This window comes from Methanosarcina mangrovi (genome assembly GCF_052057765.1).
Lineage (GTDB): Archaea > Halobacteriota > Methanosarcinia > Methanosarcinales > Methanosarcinaceae > Methanosarcina.
In genome coordinates this window covers 169203-183094 of the sequence record NZ_CP195120.1, presented here as the reverse complement: position 1 = coordinate 183094, position 13892 = coordinate 169203, and the positions used below count along the sequence as shown (strand labels likewise).

Here is a 13892-nt window from a genome sequence, read left to right as displayed (position 1 = left end):
TATTATATATATAAAGTGTTTTCGTTGACCGGGTCTGACATAATTGGTAACTGTATAGTAGACCGAATAATTTCAGAATTTAATAAACTAAAAATGGAAATTCCATACAGGGTTCAGAAAAAACTTCCTGAAATATACCTGTGCCGTGGAATTCAATTCTCAAGAAAATATTTTTTACCACCTTTCCAGAGATACCCTTTCGCCAGATCCTCTGCAGAACCAGGCTAAATGTTCTGGCAATACCCGATAATGCACTTTAATCAGGTTTTTCAAAAAGGTAAGGGTACTTCTGTTTTAACTTTACGAGAAGCTTTTCGTCTAATTTTGCGTTATAAAGCGTTTTCACTTTAGAAAGCCTGTCAGGCGACAAACCATAAGCTTCTCCAAGGAAAACCGCTTCAAAGCTTGCTCCGTCAAGGTGAGCCCCTTCAAGATTCGCTCCTTCAAGATTCGCTCCCTTAAGGTTAGCTTTTTCAAGGTTGACTCCTTTGAGATTAGCCTTTATGAGGTTAGCTCCCTCAAGATCAGCCTCTTTAAGATCAGCTCTTTCAAAATTAGCCCCTTCAAGTTTAGTCCCTTCAAGATGAGCCTTTTCAAGGTAAGCTGCTTCAAAGTTAGCCCATCTGAGGTCTGCCCATATAAGTTGAGCCCCTTCAAGATGAGTTTCTTTAAGGTTGGCTTCAAAAAGGTCAGCTCCTTTAAGGTTAGTGCCTTTGAGGTTAGCTTCACTGAGATTAGCTCCTATAAGGTTAGATTTTTCAAGATTAGCCTCTTGTAAGTCAGCTCCTCGAAGGTCAGCCCCTTTAAGATCGACTTCTCGAAGGTCTTTCCTCCCCGCAATATCCACCATATACGATTAATCGGTTTTGAATTAAAATAAACGTTACTATGGCGGGTAGAAAGTTTTTGCTGCTCTTATTTGGTTTTTAGAATTGTATTGGCTTATAGTCTGAGTGTATCAGGCTCTACCACATTCAGATGCGTACCATTCATCCGAAACTGTCTTTGAAAAGAAGAGCTTCAGAACCTATCATGCATCCGTAATGATAAACTGCTGGTATTGTCTCAACAATAAATATGTTCATAAGTCATGTTATAGTAAATGGTTTGAATAAGTATTCTGGAAAGTAGTCGATCAAAAAAAGCCATAAAAGAATGAAAAGTCTCAAGATTTAAGCCGGAGATTAGATAATGAAAATCAGATAACGAAAGATGCAACCCGTTTCTACCCTACCGTTTCTACCTTGTCGTTTCTGCCAATCTAATCTCCAGTAAAACACCCACAAATATATTCAAATCCGTTCAAATTCAGGTAGGAATTTCTTTTGTCAGGATATAAGTGACCATTCCAGGGTTCAGCTTGCTTTCTCTTGCAACCTTTTTCTCAATCTCCTCAGTTGTCCTACCCTCGATTTTCAGTTCCCTGATCCTTTCAATCACTGAGGATGGGACTGCGTAATATTCGTTTATGTCCTTTCTGTGTCCCCAGACATCTCCTTCAAGAATCTGGACTTTCTGAATCTGAAGGAACATTTCTATGGACTTTGAGACAGTAGCCATATAAGATTTAGGCAGTTGAATTACCTCAATCTTCGGGCACGTTTCAACAAGTCCGAAAATATCCTTGTTTGAAGGTCTGAAAGCCAAGTGGACAAGACGCTCATTCGGATTAAGTGTAAAGATTTCTTCTCTGGAACTAACCACTCTTATTCTCATATTTTTTCCCCCACTGTTGAGTTCTCTTTGGATTGTACTCTAATATAAAGTACATATACTTATTATAAATAGTTATCTCATTAAGCTAATGTTATTTAGATAGTATTTCGGAGATCGAGTTTATATCAAATTTACTAAATAGGTCTAAAAAAGCCAAAAAAGAAATAAAAATGGTTTTAATAAATTATTTTTTCTATCTTCACTTCAATTCCTATTCTTCCTCATAATATAATTTTTTCTTGTTACTGATTTACTAATTTTAACCATTAATTTCATTTAGCTTCGACTTTAATGAAAAATTTCCTGTTCATCCGGGTAAAGGAAAATTGGTAGTAGGATCAGATACTGAAAATAGAAAAGATAAAGAAGTTAAATTCTGAGATGATGAACTTATTTCACATTTTTAGTTTTGACAAAAAAGCAGACGTGGAAAATCCATATTCTTTTTCTGGAATCCAGCAGCGTTCCTGTGTCCGCCGCCGCCATATTGCTGGGCAATTTCGGCACAGTCAGGGGAGGAAGGATTTCCCGAATCGGACCTCAGGCTGAATACTACCATATCCTCCACAGCCTGCCACATAATAGCAATATCATACTCAGGCTTCCTGTAGATAAATTCCCCAAGCTCGGAGATATTCCCGGTAGTGTTCACGAGTCTGGCTTTCCATCTGTGGAAAATGCAATCTACCCCACGTTCGAATGCTTTCTGAAGTTTGTAATTTTGAGATTCCAGGAGTAATTCACCGATAGATATCATTTTATTTACAGTATTCTCACATTCGGAACTGGAACTAAGGAGTACGTCCCATGCGGAATTATCAGGGGTTTTCACCATCAGACTAAAGCCAGCACCAAAAGCTCTGGTCTCGTCGTATTCAAACCTCCACATATCTTTATCCCCAATATAGGCAACAGCTGCAGGTAGCGAAATATTATCGGGATGCGTGTATTCCCATGTAAGTACACAGGCTGCCTTTTCAATGGATCTGATCCCCGGAATATTACCCGAATTCCACAGGTCCGGAAATTTCTCCATAGCGGTCTTATGATGATCTATCCATATCAGTTTGGACCCGCAAACCTTTACGAATTCATCCATTTTATCACTTGTAAAATCAAGAAGCCATACTTTTTCAGCTGCCTTTATTTCTTCCCCATTCCACGACTCTTTGCCGTAATTTATAGCAATAAACTTTATGGCAAATTCATTCAGGTCATAGTAATTCCCAGCGACAGCGGCTGCACAGCATCCGTCATTATCGTCATGGTAATAAATAAAAATCGTACGTTTATCATCTGTCATTTACTGTCCTCCCTTACTCTATATGACCTCCTGTGAATTATACCAGTCGTCCAAAAAGGCCTTCGAGAAGAAAAGTTTCAAAAGCTTATCCTAAGATTCAGGAAATAGGGGAAAAGGAGACAGGATATGGAAAATACTGAATCAAGTGACAACAGATTAAAATAACAATATTTTTAAATATCTAAGTTCATATAAATAAAACAAGAGCCGAAAAGGGGAATAAAACGGAGTGAAAAACGGGGAAACACTAAAACCTCTTTCAGACTTGATACCAGATTTTATGAAAATTCTCTGGAATAGAGGTAACATAATGAAGGGAAACGACAAAAAAAAGGAATTTTGTAATATCTGTGGGCGGGAATTGCTGGAAGATGTGCTGGTCGTCGATACCAGCCAGGATATGAAACCAATAAAATTCAAGGACGTTCACGGGGATAAGTCCGACCTGATATGCATTGAATGTGCAGCTGATTCGATTGAGAATCCACCCTTCTTATGTTCGAGATGTGGGCAGCCAGTCGAATTCGGGGAGCACTTCTATATATTAAAGGTAGGAACCATAAAACCCGGGGGTCCGAAGGTGGACTCTGAAGAAACATGCCCTGAAGATAAATACATCTGCATCACATGTTATGATGAGTTTATGAACCTTGAAGAGGAAAAAGAAAGAGACTAAATGGAAAATCATGTCTCCAAACCTTGTTTTCTTCTCTGCCTTTGATCAATCCCCTGGCAGAAATCAGGACAGGAGTCTGAGATAACCTATATATCGAAAAAACAGAACTGATTTTTCAGTTCTATTCATAATTTTTCTCTTATTTTCTAGCTCTTTTCTTTTCTCTATACAGAACTTCTCCAATTTTTTTATTGGTCAGAATCTTTAACGATATTTAGAGCCTTTCTTAAATTTGGAACTGGGATTGTGAATATTCTCTCTACTTGGTCAAAGTATACATAAAAATATGTTTAGACTTGAAACCGCCTTTCAAAAAATAGTTTTAAAAACTTGTATTCAGGGTTTCGAAGAGGGAAGGAAAGGAAGAAAAGGAGGAAGGTGTCGGGAAAAGTGAAGGGTGAGAAAAAGGGGAAAGAGGATAAGAGACGGAAAATTTGAGAGATTCTTCTGGATCGCTCCGGATGAAAAATGTCTGTTTTCCTGGTTCAAAGGGTTTGTTTACAAAGTTATGGGGAAGGGTCGGGATTGAGAGGAAAGGATTTCCCCTCACACCTTGAAGGTTGTTGGAAAATGGGAGGTACCTTATCCGACCCTCATGCTCTCATGTTGTCAAGTTATTTACACTTGATATTTATTGTAACACTTCCATACTATTTATAATTTAGGAGGAGGTGTAGGAGGTTGTTAATGATTAATATAACATATCCGGTCAAACACCTTTATAATATATAAACTTCGTGAATAAAAATGTACTCCAATTTTTCTATTTTTAGAGAGACATCCCGATTAAAAAAAGGCATATATACATAAAAAATTAATATTTACATGGGGAGAACTGATTATAAAATTTAATTTTCAGACCCTTCGTTTCTCCTGTTTGTGACTGAAAACTGCATTGAATCCAGTTCTCCCTTTATATTTAACATCGGACACATATGTACAAAATGTGTATTCATTCCCTTCAAAAAAATTGATAAGTAAGCTGTCCTATTCTACAGAACAGTTTCAAAACTGAATACTATCTGCCTTCTTAAAATATCCACGGTCTTCGTTTTTGGTGAAGCTGATCTTATTCCGGATATCTCTTAACTACTTTCAACCAGGCCGACTACTTCTTACATATTCAGGATGGTTTTACTTTTCGAAATATGTGGGGCTGAAAACATAAAAAACAATATTGTCCAGTTTGTGATACTGATGTTCATCATAACATGAGATTTCACGTTCTTGAGTATCAGAATTTTGAAGGCGAGAGGGAGTTTGCTGTATACGGTTGAAAGTGTTGAGGAAACTGACACTCTCACAGAGAAGGATCCGGTGAGGGATATTTTACAGGGGCGGCACAGGATCATTCATGATGGGATTGAGGTAGGAGTCCTGACCAGGATTCTTAAGGAGAATCACGGGATTAAAGGGGGCTTGCTGTAAGGAGCTCATTGAAAGGATTCAGTTTGAGTTTGATATGTACTGCCCGGTAGGAAGAGGCTTTATTTGTGGACCCTGAAGACGGGGAAAAAGAAGCTTTTGTTAAAAAAGCATTTTACTTTTTTTGAAAAGAGAATAGTGAAGGAAATAAGAGATTTTTAGAAAAAAGAGTAATTTTTTACCAGTTAATGCCTTACTTAATTGTAAGGCATTGTACTGATAGAGTTCAGCCTCGGAAGGAATTTTTGGCGCGTTGCTTAATCTTTCTTTTCTACCTTTTCCCTGGGCTGGTCCCTGGCTGGACCATCGGGTTCCAAAGTCGATCCGCTTCAAGCCTGTACTCCTCGGTGATTGGGTCTGCATCCTCAAATATAAGACCTTCAGCACCGCACCGGAAGCGGTTCTTCTCGCTCAGGTACTTGCCGGTGGGCCGGATCGTATGATAGTTCTTGTCATTCTTATCTATATGATTGAAAAAATTACATATGTTCTCGTTGATCGGCTCCATGGTCGTGTAGTTCTCAAGGATCAAGGACGGGTACTGGCCATATCTGTCCTCCTCAAGTCTGAACGAGCTTGTTTCACCTCGCCCTTTAACCTCTTACTTATTAAACTGATTGTTCCTGTTAAAACCTGAAAACATACCCTGCTCATTCTTTAGCTTCCGGAGCTTTTGCATCATGAATCTTCAGATCTACCAATGCGGGACTATCATCTTTGCCGAAGCCGCTGTTTGCAAAGACGGTCAATATCATTGCTATGCCATATATGAATATACCATACCAGAATATTGCATCCAGTGGGTTTTTCAGTACATATTCAAGTGTAGATGCCAAATCATTTGTTATACATATGGCATCGAATGCCAATATCGCGTAAATATAGTTTGTTTTACATTGCTGCTTGCTATCCGATAACCACAAGGGTGAAAAGTGAGTAAACAATAGCAGCCACCACATGCTTCTACGTTTTATCTTTAGGACTGCAATTGAGACTGGTAAAATAACCATCATTGTTGCGATTATACTTATCATTATAATTATTGGTTCAAACACCGGATCATCGAAATTTGTATCGACGGGCATCAATAGTACAAGTAATATACCCATCATAAACGCCATTATAACTGCACCAAAACATGATGCTATATACAAACGATTTGGATTTGCTATACCCCATGCTTTGAAACTTTCAAAGTTCGTAGTTTACCACTCCTCTTGTTCAAGATCTTCCCACTTGTTCTAAACTTAAAAAATAGTATTTGTAATACGTGGAAGTAAGATATAAATAGATGAGTTTGACCATATTAATTATAACATGAGTATATGATTAAAAGTAATATATTTGACTATAACAAGGAGATTAAATTTATTACAAGCTTGTGTATTTTTCTCGAATGGCTGGATTTATAGAACTTCCAAGAGTGCCCTGCCAGATCTTTTCGAAGACTTTTTAAGAATTACTGAGAAGTAAATTGGGTGTTAATTTACTAAAATCTCATACGAGAAAGCTGTAGAAGTACTCGGTAAAACAGCACAATTACAGGTCTTGGTCCACTTGTTTAACTGCATAGATGAGGAGGACTATCTTTCAGGAATAGAGAAAGAAACAAAATTGTCCTGTTTGAGTGTGGTTTCATATTTAATCCATCTTACAATTGATCTCTCTTCACCACAATTCAACCATCTGTAAAACTTTTTCAACACTGCCTTATAGTTATGTTTGGTCTATTGGCTGAGGTCGGACCTTTCAAGGCTCGAGACATATCGCCTTATATCCCTCCCGGTTGCCTCCTCAAAATCAGTTTGAAGGGACAACGAGTTGTATTTCAAAGTTGCTATGTATTTGAGAATTCTGCATTCTCCCAAGCCTTCAGAAAAACAGTAATCGATGAAATCTACAATCAGTTCTTTATTCTTTTCAGAAATAGAAAAATCTTCAACGGATTCCAAACGTGAAGAAACATTTAGTTTATAAATACCTACTGTCATCCAGACACCTTTTAGCGAAAGTAGGCTTTGAACACGTCTAATATAGGAGAATTTAAAAAAGAATCTGTCAAATTGAATCATAAAAAATGGGCAAAAATTTGTTGAAATAATATTACTTATTATTCCAACGGATATGAAAACAATCTTTCAACATAAAAATCAAACTGTCAAACTCAGGTTTTAACGTTCAAAGCTTTTTTCGTTTATTTGTTATATTTATTTCTTATTATAATAACCGTGGGAAAACCATCTCAGCCAAGTACGGAGGCTCTGTGCGAGTTGAAGAGTGTACTCATATAGCCTCTGGCCTTTTATTGAATAAACCCTCTTTTCTCGAAACAAACTATCCTCAATTGAATTTTTTAACCTTTTATATGAGCTCATCACAAAAACAATTTATTTTCATATCATTAGCAGTTTCATAATTATTTTCATAATCGGAAATGCAATTAGTCATCTGGATTCTATAATTCAAAGGCGCAATTTTGAGTTTTGTGATCAGCTCATGTAATATCTGTTTTTAGATTAGACGGTTGTCAGGGAGTGGTTTTTAAAATTATTTTACAGGATAATTTTATCAACAACGGATAAAGAATTAACTTATACTATGGGGCTTTAAGGGGCTTGCCTGAGAGCATTTTATGTCAATTACTTTGGACAAAGGATCAGATAAATAAAGATTTAATGGGAGTATTGGTGCCTGCTTTGAAACAGGGTTGAGAAGCTGTTTTTAAGTAATGTTGGGGAGGTATGACTGTTTTTAACCTTACGGATGGAATGAACTAAAAATCCAGATGCGAAAACCGGTCGCTGAATCGGAAAAAGCCAATCAAGATTTGCGTGCCGAAAATATGACACTAAACCTTGCCGGAATTAAGAACCTATCCGAAAGTTGTTGCCTGCTGTAACTTTTACAATATGCAATATGCAAAACCTAAACGGATACCCTGATACTATAGACCTATCGTAACTTTTCAACATGCACTCTGACTTTTCGGATAGGCTCTAAGTGCAAAATGACCGAAGGGGAGCTGCTGTGCGGCGGACTGTGCGGCGGATGCACAGTATAACGTAAAGGGGGTAAGCAAAATGCAAGATGATATGCGATTGCCTGTCTTTGCAGAAAAAAAAGACAGGCAGCTGATCTATAAGCCTGAAAGGTGCATTGGCTGCGGAACCTGTGTGCAGGCATGCCCTAAAAGTATCCTGGCAGTGGGGGCTGTGGGAGCCGTAGTAAGAGGACTATTGGATGCGAATTTTCTGGAAATGAAGGAACGTGAAGAATGCATTGCCTGTGGTATTTGTGCGAGAGTCTGTCCCACCGGGGCTCTTGAGTTGAGACAGGAAGGAAAAACTCTCAATGACAGATCCTATATTTTTGAAGCCATGAAACCAACAACAGTAAACGAAAGATGCGTTCACTGCGGGCTTTGCGAAGATATCTGCCCTCAGGGCTGTATTGAGGTAACCAGGGAGATTTCACCCGACGGAAAGCTGAAGCTTGTCGGAAAAACCGATATCGATACAGAGTGCTGTGTCCACTGCGGCTGGTGTGCTGCTGTCTGTCCTGTTAATGCCATTGTTGTGGAAAAGCCCTTTGAAGGACGCTGGATCGGGAGCGAGGATACCTGCCAGACCTGCCACACCTGTGTGGAAGCTTGTCCTACAAATGCCATTTTCAATAAAAAAGCCAAACCCGGAGAAAAAGTCGAAAAGATCAGTCACCGTCCTGACGCATGTATTTACTGTGGAGCCTGTGCGGTTTCCTGTCCTGTAAATGCTATTGATGTCAGAAAAACTGCAATTCTGCCGGATGTAGAGAAAAAGAGTGTTCTTGAGAAAAAGCTGCTTGAAGTCCCTGTTCCTGAGGCTCTGCTCCGCACTCGCCTTGAAACGGATGAGTATGCGTGCCTGGGCTGTGGGAATTGTGTGATTGTCTGCCCTGTAAATGCCCTCTATAGCCGTGAACTTGCTTCCGGGTACCTGAACGATATGGACGAAAAAGCTCTTCTTGAGGTTAAGAACGGCATAATTTCGGTCGTAAACCAGGATGTGTGCGGAGCAGACGGAGCCTGCGCCATGATCTGTCCTGTTAATGCTATCTGGCTTGTGAAAAGAAAGGTGAAATAAATGGCAGGAACAATTACAATCCAGAACGGATACGTTTTTGACCCTCTCAATGAAATTAATGGGGAAATTATGGATATTTTCATCAGAGACGGAAAAGTTGTAAAAGAGCTTTCTGCAGCCGAAATTAAAGAATCAAAGATCATTGATGCTTCCGGTATGACGGTAATGCCTGGAGGCGTTGATTCTCACTCTCATGTTGCAGGCCCAAAGGTCAATACCGGGAGGATGATGCGCCCTGAAGATCACTATAAAGCAAATCTTAAGAAAACTTCACTAACTCATTCAGGTTCGGGTTACACTGTTCCTTCGGTCTACAAACAGGGGTACGATTATGCAGCAATGGGTTACACAACAGTATTTGAACCTGCAATTCCTCCTCTTGAAGCTCGCCACGCCCATGAAGAGATGCGTGCAACTCCACTCCTTGACATGGGAGGATATCTGGTACTGGGAAACAACTTCTTTTTGATGCGCTATCTCAGGGACGGAGATCTTGAAAGAGCTGCTGCATATGTCGCCTGGATGATGAAGACCCATAAGACATATGGTATCAAATGCGTCAACCCTGCAGGAGTCGAAAACTGGGCATGGGGTAAAAACGTGAGTTCTCTTGATGAAGCTAATATCCATTTTGAAATTACTCCAGGAGAGGTTATAAAAGGACTTGCTGAGATCAACGAACTCCTCGGTATGCCAGTACCTCTCCATCTACATGCAAACAACCTGGGCCACCCCGGCTGCTATACAATTACGAAAGATTCTCTCAAAATTCCCGATGGCGTAAAGACCAGACAGAACATGGACGTGGAATGGGCAGAAACCAAAATGGATCCCTCAAGGGGCTGTTCCGTATATCTTGCTCACCTGATGTTTAACGGTTTCACAGGTACTACCTGGGCAGACTGTGAATCCGGTGTTGAGGACATTGCAAACTACATCAACAACAAAGACCACGTAGTAATTGACAGTGGCTGCACTCCTTTCGGAGAAGCAACGGTTATGACCGGAGACGGGCCTGCTATTCACGATCTTTACACCCTTACAGGGCACAAGTGGTCGAATACTGACGTTGAGATGGAGTGCGGCTCGGGTGTCATTCCCTTTACCTATCTCAAGTCCAACCCGGTACACAGCCTGCAGTGGGCAATGGGGCTTGAATGTCTCCTGCTTATCAACGACCCCTGGAAGACAATAATGACCACGGACAGTCCGAACGGTGGACCATTTACAAAATATCCTGAAGTTATGACCTGGCTCATGTCCGAGGCTTTCAGGAAACAGACCTTCAGTGAGTGCCACAGGTGGGCAAATGACAGGAGCGCACTCGGAGGAGTAAACCGGGAACTTTCCCTTTATGATCTTGCGATCCTTACCAGAGCCAATCCTGCTAAGACAATTGGAATGGTACACAGAAAAGGTTCTCTTGGAGTGGGCGCTGATGGAGATGTTACCGTTTACAACATAAATCCACAGCAACTTGACTCAAACAACTACGAAGCTCTACTTCGCACTTTCAGGAAGGCAGAATACACCATCAAAAATGGTGAAATTGTGGTTGTAAAAGGAGAAGTCGTTTCCCTTCCTGAGAAGCGGACTTACTATTCCGAGGTGCATGTAGAAGACGAGCAAGAAAAGGAGATGCTGGCAGACGTGAAGAAATGGTTCAGGTACTATACACTGGGTTTTGCTAACTACCCGACCCCGGAAAAGTACCTGGAAAACCCGACTCCCATACAGATCAATAGTGAGAGGTGAAGGCATGACAGAGGGAGTACTTATTCACAATAAAACAACTGATGGTAAACTTGAGGCAGTTATAAAACCCGACTCATCTGCAGGTAAAATTACCGGACAAATGGAAGAAGTAATGCTTATTCCTAAAAAAGAGATTGACATAAAACTGGAAGCGGATGTTATAACTCCTGACTCCTTTGCAGGCAAAAGTGCCGGAGAAATAGGGATGCTTTCCGTCTGGCAGGGGCCAAAGACCTATCCCCTTTCCGATTTCTTTGAAGTGACAGGCAATGCGGGCAGTTCTGCTGCCGGGACCATGATCCGCATAAAAGGCGACGCAATGAGGATCAAAAGGATCGGGGAAGGCATGAGTGCAGGAAAAATTGAAATTGAGGGCTCCGCAGGCATGCATGTCGGGACCGGAATGAAAGGAGGCGAGATTCTCGTTTACGGAGATGCCGATTCCTGGGCTGGCATGGAAATGCTTGGCGGGCTCCTGCACATCAAGGGCAATGCCGGGGACCATGTTGGCTGCGCTTACAGAGGCAAGTGGCACGGCATGAAAGGCGGCCGCATCGTTATCGAAGGCTCGGCAAGGCACCAGCTCGGAGGCGGCATGGACGGCGGAGAAATTCTGGTAGAAGGCAATGTTGAAGGCTTCTGCGGGATTCGCCAGAACGGCGGTCTCATCGTTGTAAAAGGCGGAGCTCTCCGCACAGTGGGCGTGGAAATGGCAGGCGGAACCATAGTTATAGGAGGCAAAATACAGCGCTTCTCCCCGGGTTTCGAATTCGTATCCATGGAAAACAAGGTCACTTCGGGTGAAGTCGAGTTAATAGGCGAATTCAAGAAATTCACAGGGGATTATGCGATTAGCAAGAGGGCAAAGGGAGCTCTCTATGTGTCTGCAGATGCAAACCCGGAGCTCTGAGGTGAGAGGTATGGAAGTATTACTCATTACCGGAAGTACTATTGATGAAGGCAGGCTTGCCAAAGGCGGGGACAAGTTCACGGACGATTACACTATGGAGTGTGCATCCTGCTGGATTTCTCCTGCGGATTTCGTCTTGCTCTGCTCCCCTGAGAAGGTGAAAGTAACAAGCAGGGACGGAAAACATTCGATTGTCGTTTATACGAAATGTACCGACTCGGTCCTTCCAGGGCAGATATTCATGCTAAGGGCAATCTGGTCGAACGTTGTCATCGATCCCGATACCTTTTCTACGGGGTCTCCCCTCTATAAGGGTGCCCCTGTAACAATCGAGCCCACTGAAGAAGAGGTTCTCAGCGCCGAAGATGTGGTGTTGAAAGTTTATGTCGGAGGGTAATAAACATGATTTACAAAGATATAATCTGTCCGGTTTGCGGGGCAGCCTGTGATGATATCCAGGTTGAATTAGGGGACGGAAAGATTAAAGCTAAAAATGCATGTAAAATGGGAAATGCCAAATTTCAGGAAATTTTTAGTTCCCACAGGCTCAAACAGCCTCTTGTAAAAGTTGGGGGAAAACTGACACCTGCTGCCTGGGATGAAGCTATGGAAAAGGCTGCAGATATCCTTGATTCGGCAAAGCGTCCTCTGCTTTTCATGGGCAGTGAAACCTCTTGCGAAGCCCATGAAGTAGGACTCAAGATAGGAGAATACCTTGGTGCGCTTGTCGACTCCAATTCAACTGTCTGTCACGGGCCAACAGCTATGGGAATTCAGGAAGCGGGAAAAGTCGGTGCAACCGAAGGTCAGAAGAAAAACAGGGGAGACCTGATAGTTTACTGGGGCACAAACCCCCTTGAATCCATGCCAAGACAAATGTCCAGATATGCCGTTTTTCCCAGGGGTTACTGGACCAAACGCGGACGTTTTGACAGGACAGTTATCACTGTAGACCCAAGAAGAACTCCAACTGCCGTAGCTTCCGACCTGCATGTGCAGATTAAACCGAACTCTGATTATGAACTGATAAGTGCACTTCTCACCCTGCTTCACGGAAAAACCCCTCATCCCTCAGTAGAAGAGATTACTGGGGTGCCTATTCCTGTTATAGAAGAGATGCTTGATATGATGAAGGACTGCAACTTCGGGTCTATTACAGTAGGCCTCGGGCTTGCATCTTCAATGGGGAAGTACAGGAACTCCGAAATTGCCATGAACCTCGTAAAGGAACTGAACAATTATGCCAAATTTACTCTTGGAGCTATTCGCGGCCACTGTAACGTTGCAGGCTTTAACCAGATTGCCTCGTACATGTATGGCTACCCCTTCGGGCTTGACTTTATGCGCGGGCACCCGCGTTACAATCCTGGAGAATATACGACCGTGGATGTACTCCGAGAAAAGGATGTGGATGCAGCCCTTGTGGTGGGTGCTGACCTTGTAAGCCATATCCCTGCTGACTGTGCAGCTTACCTTGGAAAAATACCTATTGTCTGCCTGGATATTGCTCCCTGTCCGATGACAGTTGTTTCAGATGTAGTGCTTCCAGGTGTTATCGATGCCATGGAATGTGACGGAACCTTCTACAGGCTTGATGATGTGCCAGTGCACGTTGAACCCTTCACGAGTTCGCCCTTTGAATTTACGAAGAGCAATGAAGACACCTTAAAACAGCTCTTTGAGAAGATTAAAGCAAGGAAGTAGTCATTTACAGGTTATTTCTTTCCGCAATAAAGAAGTTGAAAAAAACAATAACTCGAAATTTCCCGGACCTTTGGTAAATGAAAATTAGCACGTAATAACAAGGATTTACGCAGTTGAAATTGGAATGTGGTAGGGAATTTCGATAAACACCCTATTCCATTCTATTTTTTACATATTTTTCATGTGTAATTGTCAAATTCTTAGGTTTCTCTAAGAGACTGTCTTAAAATTCAAACAATTTCTACATTTGGATAGTGATCGTTGTTGGTTTTAATTTAGACT

General features: G+C 41.5%; 14 protein-coding genes. 8 read left to right on the top strand and 6 right to left on the bottom strand.

Annotated features, from left to right (window positions below; translation table 11 throughout):
* Positions 1 to 24 precede the first annotated feature (24 nt).
* Positions 25 to 228, top strand: a complete 204-nt coding sequence (locus ACSAZL_RS00870; protein WP_440946880.1) for a hypothetical protein — start codon at positions 25 to 27, stop codon at positions 226 to 228.
* A gap of 28 nt (positions 229 to 256) precedes the next feature.
* Here the strand turns inward: ACSAZL_RS00870 and ACSAZL_RS00865 are convergent, their stop codons facing one another.
* The 3 genes from ACSAZL_RS00865 to ACSAZL_RS00855 all read right to left on the bottom strand — a co-directional run bounded on the left by ACSAZL_RS00865 (position 257) and on the right by ACSAZL_RS00855 (position 3019).
* Positions 257 to 850, bottom strand: a complete 594-nt coding sequence (locus ACSAZL_RS00865; protein WP_440946879.1) for a pentapeptide repeat-containing protein — start codon at positions 848 to 850, stop codon at positions 257 to 259.
* A gap of 458 nt (positions 851 to 1308) precedes the next feature.
* Positions 1309 to 1716, bottom strand: coding sequence for a DUF1699 family protein (locus ACSAZL_RS00860; protein WP_440946878.1), 408 nt, complete (start codon positions 1714 to 1716; stop codon positions 1309 to 1311).
* Positions 1717 to 2119: 403 nt separating this feature from the next.
* The gene (locus ACSAZL_RS00855; protein ID WP_440946877.1) at positions 2120 to 3019 is read right to left on the bottom strand and encodes a DHH family phosphoesterase; all 900 of its coding nucleotides are present in this window, start codon (positions 3017 to 3019) and stop codon (positions 2120 to 2122) included.
* Between the two features lie 310 nt (positions 3020 to 3329).
* On the opposite strand from ACSAZL_RS00855, the gene ACSAZL_RS00850 reads away from it, so the two are divergent.
* Together ACSAZL_RS00850 and ACSAZL_RS00845 are read left to right on the top strand one after the other, a co-directional pair.
* A complete protein-coding gene (locus ACSAZL_RS00850) occupies positions 3330 to 3695 on the top strand; it encodes a hypothetical protein (RefSeq protein WP_440946876.1) in 366 nt (121 codons plus the stop codon).
* A 1227-nt stretch (positions 3696 to 4922) separates the two neighbouring features.
* Positions 4923 to 5123 (top strand): hypothetical protein, encoded by a 201-nt coding sequence (locus tag ACSAZL_RS00845; RefSeq protein ID WP_440946875.1) that lies wholly within the window; start codon positions 4923 to 4925, stop codon positions 5121 to 5123.
* Between the two features lie 268 nt (positions 5124 to 5391).
* Here ACSAZL_RS00845 and ACSAZL_RS00840 read toward each other — a convergent pair whose 3' ends face one another.
* The 3 genes from ACSAZL_RS00840 to ACSAZL_RS00830 all read right to left on the bottom strand — a co-directional run bounded on the left by ACSAZL_RS00840 (position 5392) and on the right by ACSAZL_RS00830 (position 7111).
* Complete coding sequence (locus ACSAZL_RS00840; RefSeq protein ID WP_440946874.1) at positions 5392 to 5652, bottom strand: hypothetical protein; 261 nt, start codon at positions 5650 to 5652, stop codon at positions 5392 to 5394.
* Between the two features lie 118 nt (positions 5653 to 5770).
* Positions 5771 to 6241, bottom strand: a complete 471-nt coding sequence (locus ACSAZL_RS00835) for a hypothetical protein (RefSeq protein ID WP_440946873.1) — start codon at positions 6239 to 6241, stop codon at positions 5771 to 5773.
* 606 nt (positions 6242 to 6847) lie between these two features.
* Positions 6848 to 7111 (bottom strand): hypothetical protein, encoded by a 264-nt coding sequence (locus tag ACSAZL_RS00830; RefSeq protein WP_440946872.1) that lies wholly within the window; start codon positions 7109 to 7111, stop codon positions 6848 to 6850.
* 1089 nt (positions 7112 to 8200) lie between these two features.
* On the opposite strand from ACSAZL_RS00830, the gene ACSAZL_RS00825 reads away from it, so the two are divergent.
* The 5 genes from ACSAZL_RS00825 to ACSAZL_RS00805 are packed head-to-tail and all read left to right on the top strand — an operon-like array spanning position 8201 to position 13610.
* Positions 8201 to 9241, top strand: a complete 1041-nt coding sequence (locus ACSAZL_RS00825; protein ID WP_440946871.1) for a 4Fe-4S binding protein — start codon at positions 8201 to 8203, stop codon at positions 9239 to 9241.
* Positions 9242 to 10996 (top strand): formylmethanofuran dehydrogenase subunit A, encoded by a 1755-nt coding sequence (locus ACSAZL_RS00820; RefSeq protein WP_440946870.1) that lies wholly within the window; start codon positions 9242 to 9244, stop codon positions 10994 to 10996.
* Positions 10997 to 11000: 4 nt separating this feature from the next.
* On the top strand, positions 11001 to 11906 hold the full coding sequence (locus tag ACSAZL_RS00815; protein ID WP_440946869.1) for a formylmethanofuran dehydrogenase subunit C: 906 nt from the start codon (positions 11001 to 11003) through the stop codon (positions 11904 to 11906).
* Positions 11907 to 11916: 10 nt separating this feature from the next.
* Complete coding sequence (locus ACSAZL_RS00810) at positions 11917 to 12303, top strand: molybdopterin dinucleotide binding domain-containing protein (RefSeq protein ID WP_440946868.1); 387 nt, start codon at positions 11917 to 11919, stop codon at positions 12301 to 12303.
* A 5-nt stretch (positions 12304 to 12308) separates the two neighbouring features.
* Entirely contained in the window at positions 12309 to 13610 is a 1302-nt protein-coding gene (locus ACSAZL_RS00805; protein ID WP_440946867.1) for a formylmethanofuran dehydrogenase subunit B, read from the top strand.
* Positions 13611 to 13892: the final 282 nt, after the last annotated feature.

What these genes read in the sequence shown, in the direction of transcription:
- ACSAZL_RS00830 (WP_440946872.1), bottom strand. Translation starts at nt 7,111, where the DNA reads ATGACAGTAGGTATTTATAAACTAAATGTTTCTTCACGTTTGGAATCC.
- ACSAZL_RS00805 (WP_440946867.1), top strand. Translation starts at nt 12,309, where the DNA reads ATGATTTACAAAGATATAATCTGTCCGGTTTGCGGGGCAGCCTGTGAT.
- ACSAZL_RS00825 (WP_440946871.1), top strand. Translation starts at nt 8,201, where the DNA reads ATGCAAGATGATATGCGATTGCCTGTCTTTGCAGAAAAAAAAGACAGG.
- ACSAZL_RS00820 (WP_440946870.1), top strand. Translation starts at nt 9,242, where the DNA reads ATGGCAGGAACAATTACAATCCAGAACGGATACGTTTTTGACCCTCTC.
- ACSAZL_RS00865 (WP_440946879.1), bottom strand. Translation starts at nt 850, where the DNA reads ATGGTGGATATTGCGGGGAGGAAAGACCTTCGAGAAGTCGATCTTAAA.
- ACSAZL_RS00855 (WP_440946877.1), bottom strand. Translation starts at nt 3,019, where the DNA reads ATGACAGATGATAAACGTACGATTTTTATTTATTACCATGACGATAAT.
- ACSAZL_RS00815 (WP_440946869.1), top strand. Translation starts at nt 11,001, where the DNA reads ATGACAGAGGGAGTACTTATTCACAATAAAACAACTGATGGTAAACTT.
- ACSAZL_RS00810 (WP_440946868.1), top strand. Translation starts at nt 11,917, where the DNA reads ATGGAAGTATTACTCATTACCGGAAGTACTATTGATGAAGGCAGGCTT.
- ACSAZL_RS00850 (WP_440946876.1), top strand. Translation starts at nt 3,330, where the DNA reads ATGAAGGGAAACGACAAAAAAAAGGAATTTTGTAATATCTGTGGGCGG.
- ACSAZL_RS00835 (WP_440946873.1), bottom strand. Translation starts at nt 6,241, where the DNA reads ATGGCGTTTATGATGGGTATATTACTTGTACTATTGATGCCCGTCGAT.
- ACSAZL_RS00860 (WP_440946878.1), bottom strand. Translation starts at nt 1,716, where the DNA reads ATGAGAATAAGAGTGGTTAGTTCCAGAGAAGAAATCTTTACACTTAAT.